At 71.3% G+C, this 20,533-nt stretch carries 25 protein-coding genes; 21 read left to right on the forward strand and 4 right to left on the reverse strand.

What is annotated here, in order from left to right:
* Positions 1-98 precede the first annotated feature (98 nt).
* Together RT2_RS00765 and RT2_RS00770 are read right to left on the reverse strand one after the other, a co-directional pair.
* Positions 99-458 (reverse strand): hypothetical protein, encoded by a 360-nt coding sequence (locus RT2_RS00765; RefSeq protein WP_072842609.1) that lies wholly within the window; start codon positions 456-458, stop codon positions 99-101.
* A gap of 105 nt (positions 459-563) precedes the next feature.
* Positions 564-1,349: a DUF3109 family protein gene (locus RT2_RS00770; protein ID WP_072842610.1), complete on the reverse strand. Its 786-nt coding sequence runs from the start codon at positions 1,347-1,349 to the stop codon at positions 564-566.
* Positions 1,350-1,415: 66 nt separating this feature from the next.
* Between RT2_RS00770 and RT2_RS00775 the strand changes: the two genes are divergently transcribed.
* From RT2_RS00775 to RT2_RS00785, 3 genes are read left to right on the forward strand one after another with little or no spacing between them, the layout of a single operon-like run.
* Positions 1,416-2,366 carry a Ppx/GppA family phosphatase gene (locus RT2_RS00775; RefSeq protein WP_072842611.1) on the forward strand — a complete coding sequence of 317 codons (951 nt, stop codon included), beginning with the start codon at positions 1,416-1,418 and terminating at the stop codon, positions 2,364-2,366.
* Positions 2,363-3,706: an Rv0497 family membrane protein gene (locus tag RT2_RS00780; RefSeq protein ID WP_072842612.1), complete on the forward strand. Its 1,344-nt coding sequence runs from the start codon at positions 2,363-2,365 to the stop codon at positions 3,704-3,706. Before RT2_RS00775 ends, RT2_RS00780 begins: the two co-directional genes overlap by 4 nt.
* A gap of 10 nt (positions 3,707-3,716) precedes the next feature.
* Positions 3,717-4,598 carry a sugar phosphate isomerase/epimerase family protein gene (locus RT2_RS00785; RefSeq protein ID WP_072842613.1) on the forward strand — a complete coding sequence of 294 codons (882 nt, stop codon included), beginning with the start codon at positions 3,717-3,719 and terminating at the stop codon, positions 4,596-4,598.
* Positions 4,599-4,711: 113 nt separating this feature from the next.
* Here RT2_RS00785 and RT2_RS00790 read toward each other — a convergent pair whose 3' ends face one another.
* On the reverse strand, positions 4,712-5,131 hold the full coding sequence (locus RT2_RS00790; RefSeq protein WP_072842614.1) for a hypothetical protein: 420 nt from the start codon (positions 5,129-5,131) through the stop codon (positions 4,712-4,714).
* A 132-nt stretch (positions 5,132-5,263) separates the two neighbouring features.
* Between RT2_RS00790 and RT2_RS00795 the strand changes: the two genes are divergently transcribed.
* The 7 genes from RT2_RS00795 to RT2_RS00825 all read left to right on the forward strand — a co-directional run bounded on the left by RT2_RS00795 (position 5,264) and on the right by RT2_RS00825 (position 10,882).
* Positions 5,264-5,911, forward strand: a complete 648-nt coding sequence (locus tag RT2_RS00795; RefSeq protein WP_072842615.1) for a MerR family transcriptional regulator — start codon at positions 5,264-5,266, stop codon at positions 5,909-5,911.
* Positions 5,908-6,768, forward strand: a complete 861-nt coding sequence (locus tag RT2_RS00800) for a thioesterase family protein (protein ID WP_072842616.1) — start codon at positions 5,908-5,910, stop codon at positions 6,766-6,768. The genes RT2_RS00795 and RT2_RS00800 overlap by 4 nt, the downstream gene beginning before the upstream one ends.
* Before the next feature lie 51 nt (positions 6,769-6,819).
* Positions 6,820-7,656: a pyrroline-5-carboxylate reductase gene (proC, locus tag RT2_RS00805; RefSeq protein WP_072842617.1), complete on the forward strand. Its 837-nt coding sequence runs from the start codon at positions 6,820-6,822 to the stop codon at positions 7,654-7,656.
* A 190-nt stretch (positions 7,657-7,846) separates the two neighbouring features.
* Positions 7,847-8,080 carry a helix-turn-helix domain-containing protein gene (locus tag RT2_RS00810; protein ID WP_072842822.1) on the forward strand — a complete coding sequence of 78 codons (234 nt, stop codon included), beginning with the start codon at positions 7,847-7,849 and terminating at the stop codon, positions 8,078-8,080.
* 186 nt (positions 8,081-8,266) lie between these two features.
* Positions 8,267-8,368: a 30S ribosomal protein bS22 gene (locus RT2_RS00815; RefSeq protein WP_003402602.1), complete on the forward strand. Its 102-nt coding sequence runs from the start codon at positions 8,267-8,269 to the stop codon at positions 8,366-8,368.
* A gap of 403 nt (positions 8,369-8,771) precedes the next feature.
* On the forward strand, positions 8,772-9,842 hold the full coding sequence (locus tag RT2_RS00820; protein ID WP_371851131.1) for an NAD-dependent epimerase/dehydratase family protein: 1,071 nt from the start codon (positions 8,772-8,774) through the stop codon (positions 9,840-9,842).
* The gene (locus RT2_RS00825; protein ID WP_072842619.1) at positions 9,839-10,882 is read left to right on the forward strand and encodes a lysophospholipid acyltransferase family protein; all 1,044 of its coding nucleotides are present in this window, start codon (positions 9,839-9,841) and stop codon (positions 10,880-10,882) included. The genes RT2_RS00820 and RT2_RS00825 overlap by 4 nt, the downstream gene beginning before the upstream one ends.
* A gap of 60 nt (positions 10,883-10,942) precedes the next feature.
* Here the strand turns inward: RT2_RS00825 and RT2_RS00830 are convergent, their stop codons facing one another.
* Entirely contained in the window at positions 10,943-11,944 is a 1,002-nt protein-coding gene (locus tag RT2_RS00830) for an HAD family hydrolase (protein ID WP_072842620.1), read from the reverse strand.
* A 149-nt stretch (positions 11,945-12,093) separates the two neighbouring features.
* Between RT2_RS00830 and RT2_RS00835 the strand changes: the two genes are divergently transcribed.
* The 11 genes from RT2_RS00835 to RT2_RS00885 all read left to right on the forward strand — a co-directional run bounded on the left by RT2_RS00835 (position 12,094) and on the right by RT2_RS00885 (position 20,531).
* Positions 12,094-12,354 (forward strand): glutaredoxin family protein, encoded by a 261-nt coding sequence (locus RT2_RS00835; protein ID WP_072842621.1) that lies wholly within the window; start codon positions 12,094-12,096, stop codon positions 12,352-12,354.
* A gap of 168 nt (positions 12,355-12,522) precedes the next feature.
* Positions 12,523-13,329: a redox-sensing transcriptional repressor Rex gene (locus tag RT2_RS00840; protein ID WP_371851126.1), complete on the forward strand. Its 807-nt coding sequence runs from the start codon at positions 12,523-12,525 to the stop codon at positions 13,327-13,329.
* Complete coding sequence (locus RT2_RS00845) at positions 13,326-14,729, forward strand: glutamyl-tRNA reductase (protein ID WP_072842623.1); 1,404 nt, start codon at positions 13,326-13,328, stop codon at positions 14,727-14,729. Before RT2_RS00840 ends, RT2_RS00845 begins: the two co-directional genes overlap by 4 nt.
* Entirely contained in the window at positions 14,726-15,697 is a 972-nt protein-coding gene (hemC, locus tag RT2_RS00850) for a hydroxymethylbilane synthase (RefSeq protein WP_072842624.1), read from the forward strand. The genes RT2_RS00845 and hemC overlap by 4 nt, the downstream gene beginning before the upstream one ends.
* 114 nt (positions 15,698-15,811) lie before the next feature.
* Positions 15,812-17,383 carry a bifunctional uroporphyrinogen-III C-methyltransferase/uroporphyrinogen-III synthase gene (locus RT2_RS00855; protein WP_072842625.1) on the forward strand — a complete coding sequence of 524 codons (1,572 nt, stop codon included), beginning with the start codon at positions 15,812-15,814 and terminating at the stop codon, positions 17,381-17,383.
* Positions 17,384-17,459: 76 nt separating this feature from the next.
* Positions 17,460-18,434 (forward strand): porphobilinogen synthase, encoded by a 975-nt coding sequence (hemB, locus tag RT2_RS00860; protein ID WP_072842823.1) that lies wholly within the window; start codon positions 17,460-17,462, stop codon positions 18,432-18,434.
* Positions 18,431-19,087: a hypothetical protein gene (locus RT2_RS00865; RefSeq protein ID WP_245709323.1), complete on the forward strand. Its 657-nt coding sequence runs from the start codon at positions 18,431-18,433 to the stop codon at positions 19,085-19,087. The genes hemB and RT2_RS00865 overlap by 4 nt, the downstream gene beginning before the upstream one ends.
* The gene (locus RT2_RS00870; protein ID WP_072842626.1) at positions 19,084-19,515 is read left to right on the forward strand and encodes a hypothetical protein; all 432 of its coding nucleotides are present in this window, start codon (positions 19,084-19,086) and stop codon (positions 19,513-19,515) included. Before RT2_RS00865 ends, RT2_RS00870 begins: the two co-directional genes overlap by 4 nt.
* A complete protein-coding gene (mce1N, locus tag RT2_RS00875; protein ID WP_072842627.1) occupies positions 19,508-19,993 on the forward strand; it encodes a transport-regulating membrane protein Mce1N in 486 nt (161 codons plus the stop codon). The genes RT2_RS00870 and mce1N overlap by 8 nt, the downstream gene beginning before the upstream one ends.
* On the forward strand, positions 19,990-20,217 hold the full coding sequence (locus RT2_RS00880) for a hypothetical protein (RefSeq protein ID WP_245709324.1): 228 nt from the start codon (positions 19,990-19,992) through the stop codon (positions 20,215-20,217). Before mce1N ends, RT2_RS00880 begins: the two co-directional genes overlap by 4 nt.
* A gap of 32 nt (positions 20,218-20,249) precedes the next feature.
* The gene (locus tag RT2_RS00885; RefSeq protein WP_072842629.1) at positions 20,250-20,531 is read left to right on the forward strand and encodes a metal-sensitive transcriptional regulator; all 282 of its coding nucleotides are present in this window, start codon (positions 20,250-20,252) and stop codon (positions 20,529-20,531) included.
* Positions 20,532-20,533: the final 2 nt, after the last annotated feature.

Here is a 20,533-nt window from a genome sequence, read left to right on the forward strand (position 1 = left end):
GTGGTCGGCCGCGGCCGGCAAAACCCCATGCCGCGCACCACCGTCACGGCCGGTCGGGGCCCACGCGCTGGGTCTGGCGGGCCAGGACCGGCAGGCGGTCAGCTGCTGGGGGCGCCGAACGGGTTGTAGACCCACACCGCGCGCATCGGGGCCTTCATCACCGGGACCAGGTCGTGTTGGACGCCGGCGGGGTCCGACTGCCGGCAGGCGACGCCCACGTAGTGGCCGTCGCCCTTGCACTCGATGGTCCGGGTGGTGCCGAACGGGCTCAGCACGATCGCCTTGTCTGCCTTGTCGGTGAAGGCACCGGGATCCAGCGGCGCGACGAAGGCGCTGGTCTTGTCGTTGTAGGTGTTCCAGCCGTACGGGTCGTCCGGACTGGCCGCGGAGGCGGCGGGCACCAGCGTCAGTGCGGCGCCTGCGGCCAGGGCCGCGACGGCGACTACGTGCTTGAACATGATGTCCCCTCACCGGGAACACCGGCGTGCCCCTCGCAGGGTATGTCGGACGGGGACGAGGTGGGCGTTACCGGCTCGGTGCCGGCTGCGCGCGGGTCTGCCGGCTCAGCGACCGCGGGCCTCGCGGGCGGCCGTCGTCGCGGGGTGCACCGCGATCAACCCGAGGCCGGCCCGGCGGCGGCAGTGCTTGGCCAGTTCCTGGTACACCTCGTCGCCGAGCAGTTCGGTCAGCTCCGGGGCGTAGGACTGCCACACCGGCTTCGCGCCCACGTGTGCGTCGGGCGAACCGGAGCAGTACCAGCTCAGGTCCTCGCCGCCCTCGCCCCAGCCGCGTCGGTCGTACTCCGTGATGGTGGTCTTGAGCACCTGCTCGCCGTTCGGCCGGTCCACCCACTCCTGGGTGCGGCGGATCGGGAGCTGCCAGCACACGTCCGGCTTCACCTCGAGCGGCTCGATGCCCTTGCGCAGCGCCATCGAGTGCAGCGCGCAGCCGATACCGCCGTCGAAGCCGGGTCGGTTGAGGAAGATGCAGGCGCCCTTGTAGCGCCGGGTCCGCACGGCCGGCTCGTCGTCGAGGTCGTCCTCTTCGACGTAGCCCTTCTTGCCCAGGCCCTTGTCGATGAGCTGCCAGTCCTGCGCGGTGAGCAACTTCACTGACTTGTCGAGCTTGTCCCGGTCCTCGGCGTCGGAGAGGAAGGCGCCGTGCGAGCAGCAACCGTCGTCCGGCCGGTCGGCCACCGTGCCCTGGCACGCGGGGGTGCCGAAGACGCAGGTCCAGCGGGAAAGTAGCCAGGTCAGGTCCGCGACGACGACGTGCTCCGCGTTCGACGGGTCGACGAACTCGATCCACTCGCGGGGGAAGTCGAGGTCGACTTCGGGGGTCGGCACCATCTTGTCCGAGGGCGCGGTATTGCCTGCTGTCACAGTGCCCGACGGTAGACCCAGTACCGTGGTCACGTGCGTTTAGGGGTGCTCGACGTCGGAAGCAACACAGTTCACCTGCTCGTGGTGGATGCCCACAGGGGCGCCCATCCCACGCCGATGAGCTCAACCAAGTCCACGCTGCGGCTCGCGGAGAACACCGACGACCGCGGCGACATCACCGAGGCCGGTGCCGACCGCCTGGTCGCCGCGGTCGGCGACTTCGCCAGCATCGCGTCCACCTCGGGGTGCGGCGAGCTGATGGCCTTTGCCACCTCGGCGGTGCGGGACGCGAACAACTCGGAGGCCGTGCTGGCGCGGGTCCGGGAGGAAACCGGGGTGCGGCTCGAGGTGCTCTCGGGCGTCGACGAGGCCCGGTTGACCTTCCTCGCGGTGCGCCGCTGGTACGGCTGGAGCGCCGGCCGGATCATGAACTTCGACATCGGCGGCGGTTCGCTCGAGCTCACCAGCGGCGGCGACGAGGACCCGGACGTCGCCTTCTCGCTGCAGCTCGGTGCCGGCCGGCTGACCCGGGACTGGCTGTCCGCCGACCCGCCGGGCAAGCGTCGGATCGCGGTGCTGCGGGACTGGCTGGACGCGGAACTGGTGGAGCCGGCGAAGGTGCTGCGGGCCGCGGGGACGCCGGACCGCGTGGTCGGGACGTCCAAGACCTTCCGGTCGCTGGCCCGACTCACCGGCGCCGCGCCCTCCGCCGCCGGACCGCGTGTGCGTAGGACACTGACTTCGAGTGGTTTGCGGCAGCTGATCGCGTTCATCTCGCGGATGACGACCGCCGACCGCGCCGAACTGGAGGGAGTGAGCGCCGACAGGTCGCAGCAGATCGTGGCCGGCGCACTGATCGCGGAGGCGAGCATGCGGGCACTGTCGGTGGACGAACTGGAGATTTGTCCGTGGGCGCTGCGCGAAGGACTGATCCTGCGCAAACTGGATACTGAGATGGGCGGCGAACTGGTGGTGGCGCGATGAGCGAGGGTTCGGAGAACACGGGCCAGATCTCCGTTGCGGAACTTCTTGCCCGCAACGGACAGCAGGTCGAGTCTCGTGGCGGTCGGCGGCGTCGAGGCGTCGCCGGTGGCATCACTGTGGCGGAACTGACCGGCGAGATCCCGGTGGTGCGGGACCGCCCGGAGCCTCCCGAACCGCCGGCCCCCGCGCCCGTGCCGGAGCCGGCTCCCGCGCCGGCAGTGGTCGAGCCTGCCTCGCCGGTCGCGGTCGAGTTGCCGGCCACGCCCGAGGCGGCCCCGAAGCCGGTGGCGGCCCCGAAGTCCGAGTCGGCTCTGAAGTTCGAGGCGGCGCTGAGGTCCGGCGCGGCCCCGAAAGCGGAGCCGACGGCGCCCGCGGTGCCGGCCCCGCCCGTGGCGGCCCCGAAGCCGGAGGTGGTCGCGAAGCCGGTGGCGGCCCCGAAGTCCGAGTCGGCCCTGAAGTTCGAAGCGGCGCTGAACTCGAAGGCGGCGCCCAAGGTCGAGACGCCGGCCAAGACCGAGACGGCGGCCAGGCGCGAGGCGGCGGCCAGGCCCGAGACGGCGGCCATGCCGCTGACGGCGGCCATGCCGCAGATGCGGACGATCACGCCCGCGGCGTCCCGCGCGGCCGCCCCGACGGCGCCGGCCGAGGAAGACCACACGCAGGCGATCCCGGCTCTGGACAAGGCGGTACTGGCCAAGGCTGATGCCGCGCGCAAGTCCGGCCCGGCCAAGAGCGGGGCGGCGACAGAGAAGCCGGCGGCGAAGGCGCTCGGGAACTCCGCCCGCACGGCGGGCGCGTTCACGCCGTTCGCCGGCAGCGAGCCGGCCCTGCTGTCCGGGGCCTCGCCCCAGGACGAACCGCTGCGGAAATCCGGGGCAGGGCGCACCGCGCGCAACGAGACGCTCGACGACGCCCGGGCGCAGGTCCACACCACCGGCGAGTTCCCGCGAATCACCGACGCGGACGGGGGCCGCAGGTCACGACGCGGCAAGTCTGCCGACGACGCCGCACCGGAGGCCGAAGCGGACAGCGCGGCGGACGACCCCGGGTTCGACGACAGCGAGGCGGCCGAGGGCAGCCCGGCTCGCCAGTGGGCGGTGCTGGCCGGGCAGGCGCTGGTCGCGGTCGTCGCGGGCGGACTGCTGTTCAAGGGCTTCGAGACGCTGTGGGAGATGCTGCCCTGGGTGGCGCTGGTGCTCGCAGTGCTGGTGATCGCAGGACTGGTCGCGGTGGTCCGGATCCTGCGCCAGACCGACGACATGGTGAGCCTGCTCATCGCGGTGATCGTCGGGGTGTTCGTGACGATCGGCCCACTGGCCTTCGTACTCAGCTCGAGTTGACGGGGTAGACATGGCGACAGACGGCAGCCGGAACGGTAACAGGCAAATTCTGGTGGGGCTGTCGACCGCCTCTGCCTACCCGCAGAACACCGAGGCCGCCTTCGAGTTCGCGGCCGAGCTCGGCTACGACGGTATCGAGCTGATGGTCTGGGCGGAGTCCGTCAGCCAGGACATGAACGCGGTCAAGCGACTGGTCCGCAAGTACGCGGTCCCGGTGCAGGCCATCCACGCGCCCTGCCTGCTCATCTCGCAGCGGGTGTGGGGAGCGGACCCGGTCGCCAAGCTCGAGCGTTCGGTGCGGGCAGCGGAGGCGCTCGGCGCGCGGACCGTGGTGGTGCACCCGCCGTTCCGGTGGCAGCGGCGTTACGCGGACGGCTTCGCGGACCAGGTGCGTGACCTGGAGGAGCGCAGCGACGTGGTGGTCGCGGTGGAGAACATGTTCCCGATGCGCACGGACCGGTTCTGGGGCACCAAGACGGCCTCGGCGCAGCGTCTGGAGAAGCGCGGCGGCCCCGGTCGCGGGGTGTCCGCCTTCGCGCCGTCGTACGACCCCACCGACACCGGGCACGCCCACTACACGCTGGACCTCTCGCACACCGCGACCGCGGGCATGGACGCGCTGGAGTTGGCCGGGCGGATGGGGAGCGGCCTCAAGCACCTGCACCTCGCCGACGGTCGCGGCGCGTCAGCGGACGAACACCTCATCCCAGGGCACGGGACCCAGCCGTGCGCACAGGTGTGCCGGCACCTGACCGAGAGCGGGTTCGACGGTCAGGTGGTGCTCGAGATCAACACCCAGAACGCGCGGACCCGCGCCGAGCGGGCGTCCATGCTGGGTCAGTCGTTGAGCTTCGCCCGCGAACACCTTGCGGTGCGGCCCGCCACCGCCTGACGCACCCTCGCGGTACCCCGGTCTCGCGTCGGCCCCGCCTCGGTCAGTCGTGCGGGGAGGCCATTCGGTCAACCCTGCGCGAGGGCCTACGGTCGACCCGGCGGGGTATCGGCTCAACCCAGTGCGCTGACGCCGGCGACGGTTGTCGCGACGCCCGCGACGACCAGTCCCGCCACCAGCACCGCGAATCCGGCCCACACCGAGCGGATCCACGCGTTGGGGCGCTGCGGGTCCTCGCCGAGCACGGACAGGAAGAACCCCGCCGGCACCAGGATCGCGGCGGAGAGCACCAGGATCGAGCCGACGGCGGACCACGTCGCGGCCACGCCGGCGGCCTGGGTGAGCAGTGCGACCACCAGGCCGAGGGTCACCAGCACACCCGCGTGCGCGTGGCCGGCCCGGAACATCGTCTTCTGCAGGGCGTTCGCGCCCCGGCTTCCGGTGACGATGCGGAGCATGAACGTGCCGCCGAAGGCGATGCCCACGACGGTGAGGACGGTGACACCCGCGACGACGGTGAGAACGGGATCCATGACAGGGCTCCTCGATCGGTGGCAGATTGACCCGGGGTGGAAATGGATAGCTCCGGTATCTAGTATTGGATACTAGAACTGTCCAATAGGGTCGTCAACGGCCGACGATCCGACCACCCGTCCGGAGGTTCGATGCGTGTATCCGAGCTGGTCGAGCGGTCCGGACTGCCGCTCGCGACGATCAAGTACTACCTCCGCGAGGGCGTCCTGATGCCCGGCGAGGCGACCAGCGTGACCCAGTCCCGGTACGACGAGAGGCACTTGCGCCGCCTGGCGCTGATCAAGGCGCTGGCCGGCGCCGGTCTGCCGATCCACAAGATCCGCGTCATCGTCCGGCTGACCGAGAATCCGGGAGACGACCTGTTCGAGACGCTCGGCCGGGCCGTCGCGGCGCTTCCGCCGTACCCCGACCCGGACGTCCCGGCCCCGCGAGAGAACCCCCGGGCGCAGTGGGCGCTCGAGCACCTCGGCCAGGTCTACGACCCGCGCTTCCCGGCAGTCGGGCAGCTCGACCGGGCGCTCGAGGCGGTCGAGGCGGTCGGCATCCCGATGACCGTCGAACGTCTCGACAACTACGGCCGGCACGTTCAGGCGATCGCCGAGTTCGACCTCGCGCACATGCCGGTCGGGTCCACGGAGGCCGCGGTCGAGTACGCGGTGCTCGGGACCGCGGTCTACGAACCCGTGCTCGCCGCCATGCGCCGCCTCGCCCACCAGGACATCGCGTCCCGAACCCTGACGGCTGAGCCGTCGCAACAGCTCCGAGAGGACACCCCATGAGCGCTCCCTCCATCCTCACCTCCACCCGGCCGTTCGCGGACCTGACCACGCTCACCGACCTCGGGGAGGGCAACTTCGGCGCCGTCGTCGACGCGGTCTGGACGATCGGCCCCAAGGTCCACGGCGGCTGCATGATGGCCGTGTGCGCCGCCGCCGCCCGCGACGCGATCCGTGCGTCGGGCGACGACGCCGGCGCGATGCAGCCGATCTCGGTCAGCGCCAGCTACGTCAGCGCGCCGGACCCGGGCGAGGTGCGCCTGGCCACCACCGTCCGCAAGCGCGGCCGGCAGGTCTGCCTGGTCGACGTGGACCTGTACCAGGGGGACCGACTCGCGGTCTCGGCCGCCGTGACCCTCGGCGTCCTGGACGTCGGTGAGCCCCGGCACCAGGTGCCGCTCGCGGTGGCGGACCTGTCCGCCGAGCCGCCCGCCGACGCCGTCCACATCGTCCCGGACCACCCGATGGGTCAGATCGTGCACGTGGCCAAGGGATGCGACCTGCGGGTGGACCCGTCCGCCGCGCGGTTCCTGGCGGGCGAGCAGGGCGACCCGGTGAACCGGATGTGGGTCCGGCCCTTCGCCGAGGACGAGGCCGATCCCGACGTCGCGCTGCTGTTCGCGCTGATGACCGGCGACATCAGCGCCCCGGTGACGATGAACCGGGGCATGTTCGGCTGGGCGCCGACCGTCCAGCTCACCACCTACCTGCGCCGGCGCCCGGCACCCGGATGGCTGCGGGTGATGGCCAGCGCCACCGTCCTCGGCGACACCTGGTTCGAGGAGGACCACGTGGTGCTCGACCAGACCGGGCAGACCGTCGTTCAGAGCCGTCAGCTCGCGATGATCCCGAAGGGCTGACGGGCGGACCTGCGTGGCCACACCCGTGGGTGGGCTGGCAGGCTGGCGGGCATGACGAGAATTGCAGTGATCGGTGGCGGCCGGATCGGCGAGGCGCTGATCTCGGGGCTGTTGAAGGCCGGGCGCGCGGCTCGGGACCTGGTTGTCGCGGAGTCGTTCCCGGCCCGCGCAGCCGAGCTGGCGGAGCAGTACGCGATCCGGGTGACGACCGTCGCGGACGCGGCCGAGGGCGCCGACGTGGTGGTCATCGCGGTCAAGCCGGGCGACGTCGACCCGGTGGTCGCGCAGCTGGCGGCTGGTGATCTCGACGGCGAGCGCGAGCAGCTCATCGTGACGCTGGCCGCCGGCCTGCCGACCTGGCGGTACGAGAACAAGCTGCCCGCCGGCGTCCCGGTGGTCCGGGTGATGCCGAATACCCCAATGTTGGTGGGTGAGGGTGTCAGTGCGATCGCCGCGGGCCGCTTCGCCAAGGCCGAGCACCTGGAGACAGTGCGGGAGCTGCTCGGGTCCGTGGGCAAGGTGGTCACCGTGTCGGAGGCGCAGATCGACGCCGTCACCGCGGTCTCGGGTTCCGGCCCGGCCTACTTCTTCCTGGTCGCGGAGGCGATGGTCGACGCGGGCGTGAGCCTCGGACTCACCCGGGCGACGGCGTCCGAGCTCGTGGTGCAGACGATGGTGGGCTCGGCGGCCATGCTGGCGGAGTCCGGGGAGTCGGCGACCGAGCTGCGCGCGGCGGTCACCTCGCCCGGCGGCACCACCGCCGCCGCGGTGCGTGAACTCGAGCGGGGTGGGCTGCGTACGGCGTTCTACGACGCGCTCACGGCCGCGAAGGTGAAGTCGGCGGCCCTGGGTGCCCCGACGGAGAAGGCGGGCGTGTCGGCCGAATAGGGCCGCGGCCTCCCGTGGCTCGCCGAGATGCGGGAGGCCGGCCGGTGTCGAATCCGGAATTCACACCCGTTTTCGCTCACACCCGTCGCATCAACACCATCTGTCCCGGTAAACTGCGGTTAGCACGTGCGTGTCTGTACCGCCGGAGGGGAAGCCGGCGGCGCGACATGTGCCGGAGGTATACAAGTTAATGGTGTCTACAAGTAAGTCGAAGGGATCGGCCGGAGACGGTCAGCCTGTCCTCGGTGGCACGCAGTTCCTCACGGTCGCCGAGGTGGCGACCCTGATGCGGGTTTCGAAGATGACGGTGTATAGGTTGGTGCACAGCGGCGAACTGCCTGCGGTTCGGGTCGGTCGCTCGTTTCGGGTACATGCGAAGGCAGTGCACGACTACCTGCAGACGTCGTATTTCGACGCGGGCTGAAGTCTCGTAAGCCACGCTCGGTTTCGGCGGAGCAGGGCGACACCGGTACGATGACTAATCGTCGTGCCAGCCGGTGTCGTCAGGCGCTGGGCTAGTGGATAGTGGCTACAGCGCCAGATTCGTAACGCACGCGTACGTAACCGGCGTGCGCAGGAACGCTAGAGAAGAACGTGAGGGACACCCGCCATGGGTTCAGTTATCAAGAAGCGACGCAAGCGCATGTCGAAGAAGAAGCACCGCAAGCTGCTTCGTAGGACGCGAGTGCAGCGTAGGAAGCTCGGTAAGTAGTTCGCCGAGCTGCAGGCACGCCGATCCGGCGTGTGGGCCGAGTGCCCAATCGATGCCCGTCACCGTAAGGTGGCGGGCATCGCTGCGTTCGGGGTGCGGCGTTTCTGCGGTACTGCGTTTTCTGGGGTACTGGGTTTCTGGGCTCCTGCGTTTCGGGGGTGCCCGGCCGCGGTGTGACGGGTCTCGGGGTGGGTCTGCCGGAATCGTCGTATTCGTCTCGATCGAATTTGACCGGCCTTGGAAATAATGCGTCTTCGTCAGTAAAACAGCAGGTGGATGGCGTGTTTCAGTAGCGTTAATCTTTCTCGGACCCGGCGTTGTCGGGGTTAGGCTCGCAGGGGAGCGGGTGAGCGGGTCGTGGCGTCAGCCACAGTTGGTCGATCACGAACGGGGTGTGGGAGTGGTGGCAGGCGGCGATCGAGGGGTGCAGCCCCCCGGGGTAGTGCTGGTGACAGGGGCGAGCAGGTTCTTCGGCGGCTACCTGGTGACCAGGCTCGCGCAGGATCCGAGCATCGAACGAGTCATCGCGGTCGACGCCGTCTCCCCGAGCAAGGACATGCTCCGCCGGATGGGGCGCGCCGAGTTCGTCCGCGCGGACATTCGCAACCCGCTCATCGGCAAGGTGATCCGCGGCGCCAAGGTCGACACCGTCGTCCACGCGGCGACCATCGACAAGGCGCCCAAGTCCGGCAACCGGACCGCGATGAAGGACATGAACGTCCTCGGCGCCATGCAGCTGTTCGCGGTGTGCCAGAAGTCCCCGGACGTCCGCAAGGTGGTGGTGCGGTCCTCGAGCGCGGTCTACGGCTGCAGCGCGAAGGACCCCGCCAGGTTCACCGAGGAGATGAGCGCCCGGACGCCGCCGCGGGGTGCCTTCGCCCAGGACACCATCGAGATCGAGGGGTACGCGCGCGGGCTGGGCCGGCGGCGCCCGGAGATCGCGGTGTCACTGTTGCGGATGGCACCGCTGGTGGGCCCGCGACTGCACGGCGCGGTCTCGCAGTTCCTGAACTCGCCGGTCGTCCCGATCATCATGGGGCGCGACGCCCGGATGCAGTTGCTGCACGAGGAGGATGCGCTGGCGGCCCTGGAACGGGCCACGGTGGCCGGGCCGGCCGGCACCTTCAACGTGGCCGCCGACGGCGTGGTGATGCTCTCCCAGGCGATCCGCCGCGCGGGCGGCGTCGCGGTGCCGGTGCCGTACCCGCTGTTCCGGACCCTCGGCCGCGCGATGATGGGATCGGTGATGCGCGACTTCACCAACGAGCAGCTGGACTACTACCACTTCGGCTGTGGCCTCGACACCCACCGGATGCGTGCGGAGCTGGGATTCGAGCCGCGCTGGACGTCGCTGCAGGCGATGGACGACACGATCCGGGGCGCAGGCTTCAGTCCCGTCATCAGCAAGGAATGGCTGCGCTCGGTGGAATCCGGCGTGGGCCGGCTGGTCGGGGCTACGGGGGCGACGCGATGAGTGACGCGGCGAACGAGGCGAACGAGGTGGCGAAGGTCATCCCGCTGCACAGCGAGTCCGGGCCGCGTCGGGTGCGTGCCCGGCACAGCGGCGGACCGGTCATCCCCTCCGAGCCGACCGAACTGTTCACGGTTCCGCCGGCGTCGGCCGACACGGATGCACCGGGGCTGGCCGGCGCGCTGCTCGACTCCGCGCGGGGGATGGTCGCGGACCAGGTGGTGGCGACGGCCGAGTTCATCCGCCGCCGGCTCACCGGCGACTACCAGGTCGACGAGTTCGGTTTCGACCCGCACTTCACGGAGAACGTGTGGCTGCCGCTGCTGCGCCCACTGTTCGACTCGTGGTTCCGGGTGGAGGTCCGCGGCATCGAGAACGTGCCCGCCGAGGGCGGCGCGCTGGTGGTGGCCAACCACGCGGGCGTGGTGCCGATCGACGGGTTGATGACTTCGGTGGCGATGTTCGACCACCACCCGGCGCACCGGCCGTTGCGGATGCTGGCCGCGGACATGGCCTTCGAGATGCCGGTGGTCGGCAACATCGCCCGCAAGGCTGGCCACACCCTGGCCTGCAACCCGGACGCCGAGCGACTGCTGCGCGGCGGCGAGGTGGCGGCGGTGTTCCCGGAGGGTTTCAAGGGGATCGGGAAGCCGTTCAGCGAGCGCTACAAGCTGCAGCGCTTCGGCCGGGGCGGCTTCGTCAGCGCCGCGATCCGGACCGGCGCCCCGATCATCCCCTGCTCCATCGTCGGGTCGGAGGAGATCTACCCGAAGATCGGCGACATCAAGTCGCTGGCCCGGCTGCTGGGGATGCCGTACTTCCCGGTGACGCCGTTCTTCCCGCACCTCGGTCCGCTCGGGCTGATCCCGCTGCCGTCGAAGTGGTACATCGAGTTCGGTGAGCCGATCGTCACGGACTCCTACGACACGGTCGCCGCGGAGGACCCGATGGTGCTCTTCGAGGTCACCGACCACGTCCGCGAGAACATCCAGCAGACGCTGTACAGGTTGCTCGCCAAGCGTCGCAACGTGTTCATGGGCTGACCCGGCCACGCCGCCCGTGGCGACCCCGCCCTGCGGGGGAGGGATCGCCACGGGTCCAGGTCAGTGCTTGCGACGACCGATCACCGAGGCCAGGGCTCCGCCGAGCGCACCGAGTGCCAGCGCGGTCGGCACGCCGACCTTCGCGGCCTTGCGTCCGGTGCGGTAGTCCCGGATCTCCCAGCCGCGGGTCTTGGCGACTTCCTTGAGATCGGTGTCGGGATTGATGGCGACCGCGGTGCCGACCAGCGAGAGCATCGGCACGTCGTTGTGACTGTCCGAGTAGGCCGTGCACCGCTTGAGGTTCAGGCCCTCGCGCACGGCCAGGGTGCGCACGGCGTGCGCCTTGCCGGGTCCGTGCAGGATGTCGCCGACCAGGCGGCCGGTGAACTTGCCCTGCTCGCTCTCGACGACGGTGCCCAGCGCGCCTGTCAGGCCGAGTCGCTTCGCGATCACCTGCGCCAACTCGACCGGGGTGGCGGTGACCAGCCAGACCTGCTGCCCGGCGTCGAGGTGCATCTGGGCCAGCGCCCGGGTGCCCGGCCAGATCTTGTCGGCGATCAGTTCGTCGTAGATGTCCTCGCCGAGCCGGGTGAACTCCGCGGTCTCGCGTCCGGCGATGAAGGCCAGCGCCTTCTCCTTGCCGCTCGCGACGTCGCCGCTGTTCTCCTTGCCGGTGACCCGGAACTTGACCTGCTGCCAGCCGAACCGGGCCATGTCGCCGTAGGAGATGTACTTGCGGGCGGCCAGGCCGCGGGCGAAGTGGATGATCGACGCGCCCTGGACCATGGTGTTGTCGACGTCGAAGAATGCGGCGGCGGTCAGGTCCAGCGGCACCGCGGGCGCGGTGTCCGGGGTCCCGGCGCCCGCCTCGGCGGCGACGGCCTCGGTCTCGGCGGCGTGCAGCGCGATCGCGGCGTCCGCGCTCGCCTCGCCGGCTCGGTTGGCCCTTAGTTGTGCGTCGCTGGGACCGAGCGGGAGCCTGCCGCGCTTGCGGAACGGCACCGCTCCGCCGAGCCAGCCGGCGCTCACCCCCGATCCCGTCGGCCGTGATAGCCCAGGCACTCGCACCTCCTGTGATCGCCGATTCTGCGGTAACCCTATCCCCAGCACCGAGGGTGCACCGGGCGGAACGCACCGGCAACCGACGGCTGTGATATCCGTCTCCGCAGATCGGTGCAGGAGGTGCCCGCGGCCGGTGGCACAGTGGACGCATGACCGCCGTGGCACACACCATCACTCTGCTCACCCGGGCCGGTTGCGGCTCCTGCGAGACCGCGCGGGAGCAACTGCTGCCGTTGTGTGAGGAATTCGGCATTGTCCTCGAATCCGTCGACGTCGACGAGGCGGCCGCGACGGATCCCGAGCTGCGGGCGGAGTACGGGGATCGGCTGCCGGTGGTGCTGCTCGACGATCGGGAGCACAGCTACTGGGAGGTCGACGAGGTCAGGCTCCGCTCGGATTTGACAATCTGAGGCCGACCTGCGAACCCCGGTGGGCGGTCGCTGCGCAGGTCGCAGCGGGTGTTGCCGGGATCCGGCGACTTTGTGCAGAGCTTCACAAGCAGTTACCGTGGTGTCACCAGTCCCCCCGGATCAACCTGATGACCGGCCGTGTGCATGGCCGGACGAGGAGCCATCGAAGTGACCGAACAGCACCAGCCGCATGGGTTCGCTGCCCGTGGTGTCGCGGGAGCTGACGGTGGCACTCGACTCGGTGCCGACAGGGCGGCCCGGCCGGCCGACGCGGCACGCTCGGACGCCACTGTGCGCGACCTGCCGCAGGCCACCGTCACCAGGCTCGCGACCTACCTCCGGGTGCTCGGCCAGATGGCCGACGACGGCACGCTGATCGTCTCCAGCGAAGAACTCTCGACGGCCGCGGGCGTCGGTTCGGCGAAGCTGCGCAAGGACCTTTCCTTCCTGGGCCCCAACGGGGTCCGCGGAGTCGGCTACGACGTGTCCCGGCTGCGTGCCCGCATCGAGGAAGCACTCGGGCTCGACCGCGGCCACCGGGTGGTGCTCGTCGGCGTCGGCAGTCTCGGTCAGGCGCTGGCCCGGTACGGCGGATTCGGACGCCGCGGTTTCACGATGGCGGGCCTGTTCGACCGGGATCCGGAGCGGATCGGCAGTACCGTCGACGGACTCGTCGTGCGCGACGTCGCCGAACTGGAGTCGGCGTGCCGCGCCCTCGGCGCGACGATCGGGGTCATCGCGACCCCGGACGACTCGGCCCAGGAGGTGTGCGACCAGCTGGTGAAGGCCGGTCTGCGATGCATCCTCAGCTTCGCCTCGTCGCCGCTGGAGGTGCCCCGACACGTCGAGATCCGTCGGGTGGACCTGGCCGTCGAGATGCAGGTTCTCTCGTTCCACAGCGCCCGCAACGCCGAGACGGACCCGGACGCGACAAGCTCGACTTCGACAACGAATGGATCGGTGGCTGCTCCGTGAGTGTTCTCCTGGTCGGGATTTCGCATAGAAGCGCTCCCGTGTCCGTCCTCGAGCGGGTTGCAATCGGCGACACGGATCGGCCCAAGCTGATCGACAAGATGCTCGAGTCGTCGCACGTCTCCGAGGTGATGATCGTCTCGACCTGCAACCGGGTCGAGGTCTACGCGGTGGTCGACGCGTTCCACGGAGCCCTCGGCGCCGTCGGCGAACTGCTGGCCGAGCACGCCGGACTGGACCTGACGGACCTGACCAAGCACGCCTACGTCCGCTACAGCGAGGCCGCGGCCGAGCACCTGTTCGCGGTTGCCAGCGGCCTGGACTCGATGGTGATCGGCGAGCAGCAGATCCTCGGCCAGATCCGCACGGCCTACGCCACTTCCGACGGCCAGCAGGCCGCGGGCCGCACGCTGCACGAGCTGGCCCAGCAGGCGCTGCGCGTCGGCAAGCGGGTGCACTCCGAGACCGGTATCGACCGGGCCGGCGCGTCGGTGGTGTCGGTGGCGCTGGACCGGGCCGCCGAGCTGCTCGGCGGCGCGCTGACCGGCCGGACCGCGGTCGTGCTCGGCGCGGGCGCGATGGGCGGGCTGTCCGTCGCGCACCTGACCCGGGCCGGCATCGGACGCATCCTCGTGGTCAACCGCACCCGCGACCGCGCCGAGCGCCTCGCCGAGACCGCCCGCGGAAACGGCATCGAGGCGGAGACGGTGGAGCTGAGCGAGCTGCCGTCGGCGATGGCGCAGTCGGACGTGCTGGTGACCTGTACCGGCGCGGTCGGCGCCGTGGTGACCCTCGCGGACACCCACCGCGCGCTGGCCCAGCTCGGCCGCGAGGCGGACCGCCCGCTGGTGATCTGCGACCTCGGCCTGCCGCGCGATGTGGAGTCACCCGTGGCCGGGCTGCCGGGCGTCACCGTGTTCGACATGGAGTCGCTGCAGCGGGACCCGGCCGCCGGGGCCGCGGCCTCCGACGCCGACGCCGCACGCGAGATCGTCGCGGGCGAGCTCGCCACCTACCTGGCCGGTCAGCGGCTCGCGGAGGTCACCCCGACGGTGACGGCGCTGCGTCAGCGCGCTGCCGACGTCGTCGAGGCGGAGCTGCTCCGGCTCGAGTCCCGGCTGCCGGGCCTCGACGACCCGCAGCGCGACGAGGTCGCGCGCACCGTGCGGCGCGTCGTGGACAAGCTGCTGCACGCCCCGACAGTGCGAGTCAAGCAGCTCGCCGCCGCGCCCGGCGGAGACCAGTACGCGGCCGCGCTGCGGGAGCTGTTCGAGCTGGCGCCGGGTTCGGCGGAGGCCGTGGCCGCGCCGATGGAGATCCGGGCCGTCGAGCTCGCGGACGATTTCACCGCCGGCCACGAGGCCGACAGTGCAGAGATTTGGCGTAAGGGGATGCAGGCATGACCGCGACCGCCCAGCCGGCCGGCGAGACCAGGGTGCGGACCCTGCGCATCGGCACCCGCGGCAGCCTGCTCGCGACCACCCAGGCGGGCACCGTCCGGGACGCGCTGATCGCCGCCGGCCATCCCGCCGAACTGGTGATCGTCAAGACCAAGGGCGACGTCACGCCGGGTCCGGTGCAGCGCATCGGCGTCGGCGTGTTCACCGCGGAACTGCGCGAGGAGCTCGCCGCCGGTCGCGTGGATGTCGCCGTGCACTCGTACAAGGACCTGCCCACCGCGCCCGACGAGCGGCTGGTCATCGCCGCGGTGCCGGGCCGCGAGGACCCGCGCGACGCGCTGGTGGCCCGCGACGGTCTGGTGCTCGGTGAGCTGCCCGCCGGCTCGAAGGTGGGGACGTCGGCGCCGCGCCGTCGGGCCCAGCTGCGCGCGCTCGGGCTGGGACTCGACATCCAGGAGTTGCGCGGCAACATCGACACCCGCATCGGCAAGGTCCAGTCCGGCGAACTCGACGCGATCGTCATCGCGCGTGCCGGGCTGTCCCGGATCGGTCGCCTCGACGTGATCACCGAGACGCTCGACCCGGTGCAGATGCTGCCGGCTCCGTCCCAGGGCGCGCTGGCCGTCGAGTGCCGGGCGGACAACCCGGAACTGATCGCGATCCTGGCCCGGCTCGACGACGCCCATGCCCGTGCGGCCGTCGTCGCCGAGCGCAGCCTGCTCGCCGAACTCGAGGCAGGCTGCACCGCGCCGGTCGGCGCGATCGCCGAGGTCGTCGAGTCCATCGACGACGACGGCCGGGTCTTCGACGAGTTGTCGGTCCGCGGCTGCGCGGCCGCACTGGACGGCTCGGACTCGATCCGGGCATCGGTGGTGGGCCCGCCCGACCGTGCCGAGGAGCTGGGCCGGGCCTTGGCCCGCGAACTGCTCGACCTCGGCGCCCGCGAGTTGATGGGTGTCGCCGATGTGTAGATCGTCGAAACCCAGGCGGGCCAGGTACCACCCCGGTCCGCAGCACCCCGTCACAGCACCTGACATCGCACGACCCCACACTGCTCGACACTTGAACGCACTGGAGAACAACCGATGAGCCGAGTCCGAAAGAACACTCCCGGACGGATCCTGTTCGTGGGCTCCGGGCCCGGCGATCCCGCGCTGCTCACCGTCCGCGCCAGGGACGTCCTGGCCAACGCGACGCTCGCGTTCACCGATCCCGACGTCGACAAGGGCGTCGCCGCGCTGGTCGGCACGGCGCTGCTGGTCAAGGGCGTCGAGGTCGATCCGGAGCACCCCCTCTCCGAGGTGCGGCCCGCCCTCGGCGAGCCCGCCGAGGTCGCGAAGACCCTGGTCGCCGAGGCCAAGAACGGCCACGACGTGGTCCGCCTGGTCTCCGGCGATCCGCTGACCACCGACTCGGTGATCGCCGAGGTCACCGCGGTGGCCCGCACCCAGGTGGTCTTCGAGGTGCTGCCCGGGCTGCCCGCCGGTTCGGCGGTGCCCAGCTACGCCGGCATGGCGCTGGGCTCCGGCCACACCGAGGCCGACGTCCGCGGTGAGGTCGACTGGGCGGCGCTGGCCGCCGCGCCCGGCCCGCTGGTGCTGCACGCCGGTGCCGCCCACCTCGCGGAGACCGCGAGCGCACTGGTCGAGCACGGCCTGGCACCGCAGACCCCGGCCGCGATCACCGTCCGCGGCACCACCCGCCAGCAGCGCACCGTCGAGGCCACCCTTGCCACCCTGAACGAGGCGGGCTCCGAACTGGTCGGCTCGCTGATCGTCACGGTCGGCAAGGTCGTCGCGCAGCGCAACAAGATGTCCTGGTGGGAGTCGCGGGCGCTGTACGGCTGGACCGTGCTGGTGCCGCGCACCAAGGACCAGGCCGGCGAGATGAGCGAGCGGCTGGTCACCCACGGTGCCATCCCGATCGAGGTGCCGACCATCGCCGTCGAGCCGCCGCGCAGCCCCGCGCAGATGGAGCGCTCGGTCAAGGGCCTGGTGGACGGCCGCTACCAGTGGGTGGTGTTCACCTCCACCAACGCGGTCCGCGCGGTGTGGGAGAAGTTCGAGGAGTTCGGTCTCGACGCCCGCGCCTTCTCCGGCGTGAAGATCGCCTGTGTCGGCCAGGCCACCGCCGACAAGGTGCGCTCGTTCGGCATCAACCCCGAGCTGGTGCCGTCCGGTGAGCAGTCCAGCGAGGGCCTGCTGGCCGAGTTCGCCCCGTACGACGACGTTTTCGACCCGGTCAACCGGGTGCTGCTGCCGCGCGCGGACATCGCCACCGAGACCCTCGCCGAGGGCCTGCGTCAGCGCGGCTGGGAGATCGACGACGTCACGGCCTACCGGACCGTCCGGGCGGCGCCGCCGCCGGCCGAGACCCGCGAGATGATCAAGACCGGCGGGTTCGACGCGGTGTGCTTCACCTCGTCGTCCACCGTCCGGAACCTGGTCGGTATCGCGGGCAAGCCGCACGCGCGCACCCTGGTGGCGTGCATCGGGCCGAAGACCGCGGAGACCGCGATCGAGTTCGGCCTGCGGGTGGACGTGCAGCCGGAGACCGCCCAGGCGGGACCGCTGGTGGAGGCCCTCGCGGAGCACGCGGCCCGGCTGCGCGCCGAGGGTGCACTGCCGCCCCCGCGCAAGAAGTCCCGCAGGCGCTAGGCGCTGACGCGCTCGTGCGCGGTTGACGGGTCGGTTGACTCGTCAACCGCGCACGAGCCCGACGAAGGAGGGCATGATCTTTCCCGCCGAGCGGCCCCGCCGCCTGCGCAGCACCGCGGCGATGCGCCGCCTGGTTGCCGAAACCTCGCTGGAGCCACGGCATCTGGTACTGCCGATGTTCGTCGCCGACGGCATCGACGCGCCGCGTGAGATCTCCTCGATGCCCGGCGTCTTCCAGCACACGCTGGACTCGCTGCGCGTCGCCGCCACCGAGGCGGTGGCCGCGGGCGTCGGCGGTCTGATGCTGTTCGGTGTGCCGCGGCCCGAGGACAAGGACGCGACCGGGTCCGGGGCCAGCGATCCCGACGGCATCCTCAACCGCGGTCTGCGGGCGCTGCGCACCGAACTCGGTGACGACACCGTCATCATGGCCGACACCTGCCTCGACGAGTTCACCGCGCACGGCCACTGCGGGGTCCTCACCGCGGACGGCGCCGTGGACAACGACGCGACCCTGGTCCGCTACGTCGACATGGCGCTGTCGCAGGCCGAGGCGGGCGCGCACCTGCTCGGCCCGAGCGGGATGATGGATGGCCAGATCGCGACGATCCGTGCGGGACTCGACGCCGCGGGCCACCTCGACACCGGCATGCTCGCGTACGCGGCGAAGTACGCCTCCGCCTTCTACGGCCCGTTCCGGGAGGCCGTCGGGTCGTCGTTGAGCGGCGACCGGCGCACCTACCAGCAGGACGCCGCGAACCGCCGCGAGTCGCTTCGCGAGGTGGACCTGGACCTGGCCGAGGGCGCGGACATGGTGATGGTCAAGCCGGCCATGTCCTACCTCGACGTGCTGCGGGAGACTGCCGACCGTTCCGCGGTTCCCGTTGCGGCGTACCAGATCTCGGGGGAGTACTCGATGATCACCGCGGCGGCGCAGAACGGCTGGATCGACCGGGACGCCGCCATCGACGAGTCGCTGCTGTGCATCCGCCGGGCCGGGGCGGACATCGTGCTCACCTACTGGGCCGCCGAAGTGGCGGCCCGGTTGTGACGACGCCCTCGCCGCAGGACCCGCAGCAGTCGCCGCGGCCGTCGCAGGATCCGCAGCCGCCGTACCCGGCGCAGCAGCCGTACCCGGCGCAGCAGCCGTACCCGCAGCAGCAGTACCCGTATCCCCAGTCGCCGCCGGTGCCGCCGAAGCCGCAGCCGCCCGTGGACGTGGTCACCGCATTCCAGTTGCTCTGTGGCGTCGCCGGTCTCGGCGTGGTGAACCTCTTCGCGACGCTGGCGACCGCGCTGGGTGACCGGGCGAACTTCGCCGACCAGTTGGTGCGCGACGTCCGTGCCCAGGACGAGACGGTGGAGATCACCCGTTCGACCGCGGAGGGCCTGCTGCTGATCGGTTTCGGGCTGACCGCGGTGCTCGGGCTGATCCTGACCGGGGTCTACCTGCTCTTCGTGTTCAAGATGCGCGCCGGCCGAAACTGGGCGAGGATGCTCGTCACCATGATCGGTGTGATGACGGTGTTCGTCGCGATCCCGACGGTGTTCGGGCTCGGCGCGGTGGGCGGCGCGGCCGCCGTCGTCGCGGGCGGCGCCGGCATCCTGCAGGCGGTGCTGTCGGTGGGCGCGGTGGTGCTGATGCACCGGGCCGACTCCAACCGGTACTTCATGCCGGGTGTGAAGGCGCAGCAGCAGCGGTGACCGACGAGCGCACCCGGCCGCGGCCGGTCACCGTGGCGTACTGGCTGTGGCTGGCCTGCTCGGCGCTGCTGGTGCTCTTCGGGTTGCTGGCCGTCACCAGTTCCGGTGCGGCGCTGCGCGATCAGCTGCTCGGAAACGGCGCGGCGCCCGGCGACCTCGACTCGCTGGTCCTGCTGCTGCGCGGCTCCGGGGCGGTCGCGCTGCTGGTGGGCCTCGCGGTCGGGCTGATGGCCGGTCCCGCCCGCGCAGGCGACGGACGCTTCCGCCGGGCGCTGGTGGCGCTGTCGGCGGTGTTCACGGTCCTCGAACTCGCGCTGCTGCCCACCGGGGTGGGCCAGGCGCCGGTGCTGCTGGTGGCGGTGGTGACGCTGGCGGCGGGCATGCTGGTGTACCTGCCGTCGGCGACCGCGTGGTTCGACCGTGGCTGAGCCGGCGGTGTTCGCCGAGCCCGGCGGGAGTTGGCGGCTGGTCGCGGTCGGGCCCGTGCTGTGCCTGGTGGTCCTGATCGGCGACCTCTTCTTCGGTGCCGGGGTGCACTGGCTGGCACTGACGGTGTGCGCGGCGCTGCTCGCGGGTCTGGTCGCGCTGCAGGTGGCCGCGGCCCGGCAGCACGCGAGCGTCACGCTGACCGACACCGACCTGCGGTGCGGGACCGAGACGTTGGCGCTCGCCGAGATCGAGGAGATCCTGCCCGCGGGTGACCCGTTTGCCGCGGACCTGGAACCCTGGGAGACAGCGCGCGCGCTCGGCGAGCTGTCCGGGGTGCCCAAGCGGCGGACCGGGATCGGGCTGCGACTACGCGACGGCGGAATCGTCCGGGCCTGGGCCCGGGACGGCGACGGGTTGCGGGCGGCGCTGGAGCGTGCGGTGCCTGGCGCCGCCGCGGACGAGGGGAGCGGACGGTGACCGGACGCATGCTGCGGGTCGCGGAGGGGTTCCTGGCCGTGCTGGCGCTGGCGCTGGCGGTGTGGTGCTGGACCCGGGGGGTGAGCACCACGGAGTTCGGGCCGCTGGTCGAGGGGGCGCCCGCGTTCACGGGCACCCGCTATTCCGGGTCGTGGATCGGCGGCGCGACGGCGCTGGTGATCGCCGCGGGACTGCTGGTCCTCGACGTGGTCCGCCGCCGGTAGCGGACAATACCCTTGGGGGGTACCCTGGGGGAATGAACGGTTACTCCCCCGAGAAGGACGACCTCCTCAAGCGACTGCGTCGCATCGAGGGGCAGGTCGCCGGGATCTCGCGCATGGTCGACGACGACCGGTACTGCATCGACATCCTCACCCAGGTGTCGGCGGCAACCAAGGCGCTGCAGTCGGTTTCGCTGAAGCTGATGGATGCGCACCTGGCCGGCTGCGTCGTCGAGGCCGCCAAGAAGGGTGGGCCCGAGGCCGACGCCAAGGTCAAGGAGGCGTCCGACGCCATCGCCCGGCTGGTCCGGTCGTAGGG

The organism is Rhodococcus tukisamuensis NBRC 100609 (genome assembly GCF_001894985.1).
GTDB lineage: Bacteria > Actinomycetota > Actinomycetes > Mycobacteriales > Mycobacteriaceae > Rhodococcus_G > Rhodococcus_G tukisamuensis.

Coding starts and splice junctions, on each gene's coding strand:
- RT2_RS00765 (WP_072842609.1), bottom strand. CDS start 458: ATGTTCAAGCACGTAGTCGCCGTCGCGGCCCTGGCCGCAGGCGCCGCA.
- RT2_RS00770 (WP_072842610.1), bottom strand. CDS start 1,349: ATGGTGCCGACCCCCGAAGTCGACCTCGACTTCCCCCGCGAGTGGATC.
- RT2_RS00780 (WP_072842612.1), top strand. CDS start 2,363: ATGAGCGAGGGTTCGGAGAACACGGGCCAGATCTCCGTTGCGGAACTT.
- RT2_RS00785 (WP_072842613.1), top strand. CDS start 3,717: ATGGCGACAGACGGCAGCCGGAACGGTAACAGGCAAATTCTGGTGGGG.
- RT2_RS00790 (WP_072842614.1), bottom strand. CDS start 5,131: ATGGATCCCGTTCTCACCGTCGTCGCGGGTGTCACCGTCCTCACCGTC.
- RT2_RS00795 (WP_072842615.1), top strand. CDS start 5,264: ATGCGTGTATCCGAGCTGGTCGAGCGGTCCGGACTGCCGCTCGCGACG.
- RT2_RS00800 (WP_072842616.1), top strand. CDS start 5,908: ATGAGCGCTCCCTCCATCCTCACCTCCACCCGGCCGTTCGCGGACCTG.
- proC (WP_072842617.1), top strand. CDS start 6,820: ATGACGAGAATTGCAGTGATCGGTGGCGGCCGGATCGGCGAGGCGCTG.
- RT2_RS00810 (WP_072842822.1), top strand. CDS start 7,847: ATGGTGTCTACAAGTAAGTCGAAGGGATCGGCCGGAGACGGTCAGCCT.
- RT2_RS00815 (WP_003402602.1), top strand. CDS start 8,267: ATGGGTTCAGTTATCAAGAAGCGACGCAAGCGCATGTCGAAGAAGAAG.
- RT2_RS00825 (WP_072842619.1), top strand. CDS start 9,839: ATGAGTGACGCGGCGAACGAGGCGAACGAGGTGGCGAAGGTCATCCCG.
- RT2_RS00835 (WP_072842621.1), top strand. CDS start 12,094: ATGACCGCCGTGGCACACACCATCACTCTGCTCACCCGGGCCGGTTGC.
- hemC (WP_072842624.1), top strand. CDS start 14,726: ATGACCGCGACCGCCCAGCCGGCCGGCGAGACCAGGGTGCGGACCCTG.
- RT2_RS00855 (WP_072842625.1), top strand. CDS start 15,812: ATGAGCCGAGTCCGAAAGAACACTCCCGGACGGATCCTGTTCGTGGGC.
- RT2_RS00885 (WP_072842629.1), top strand. CDS start 20,250: ATGAACGGTTACTCCCCCGAGAAGGACGACCTCCTCAAGCGACTGCGT.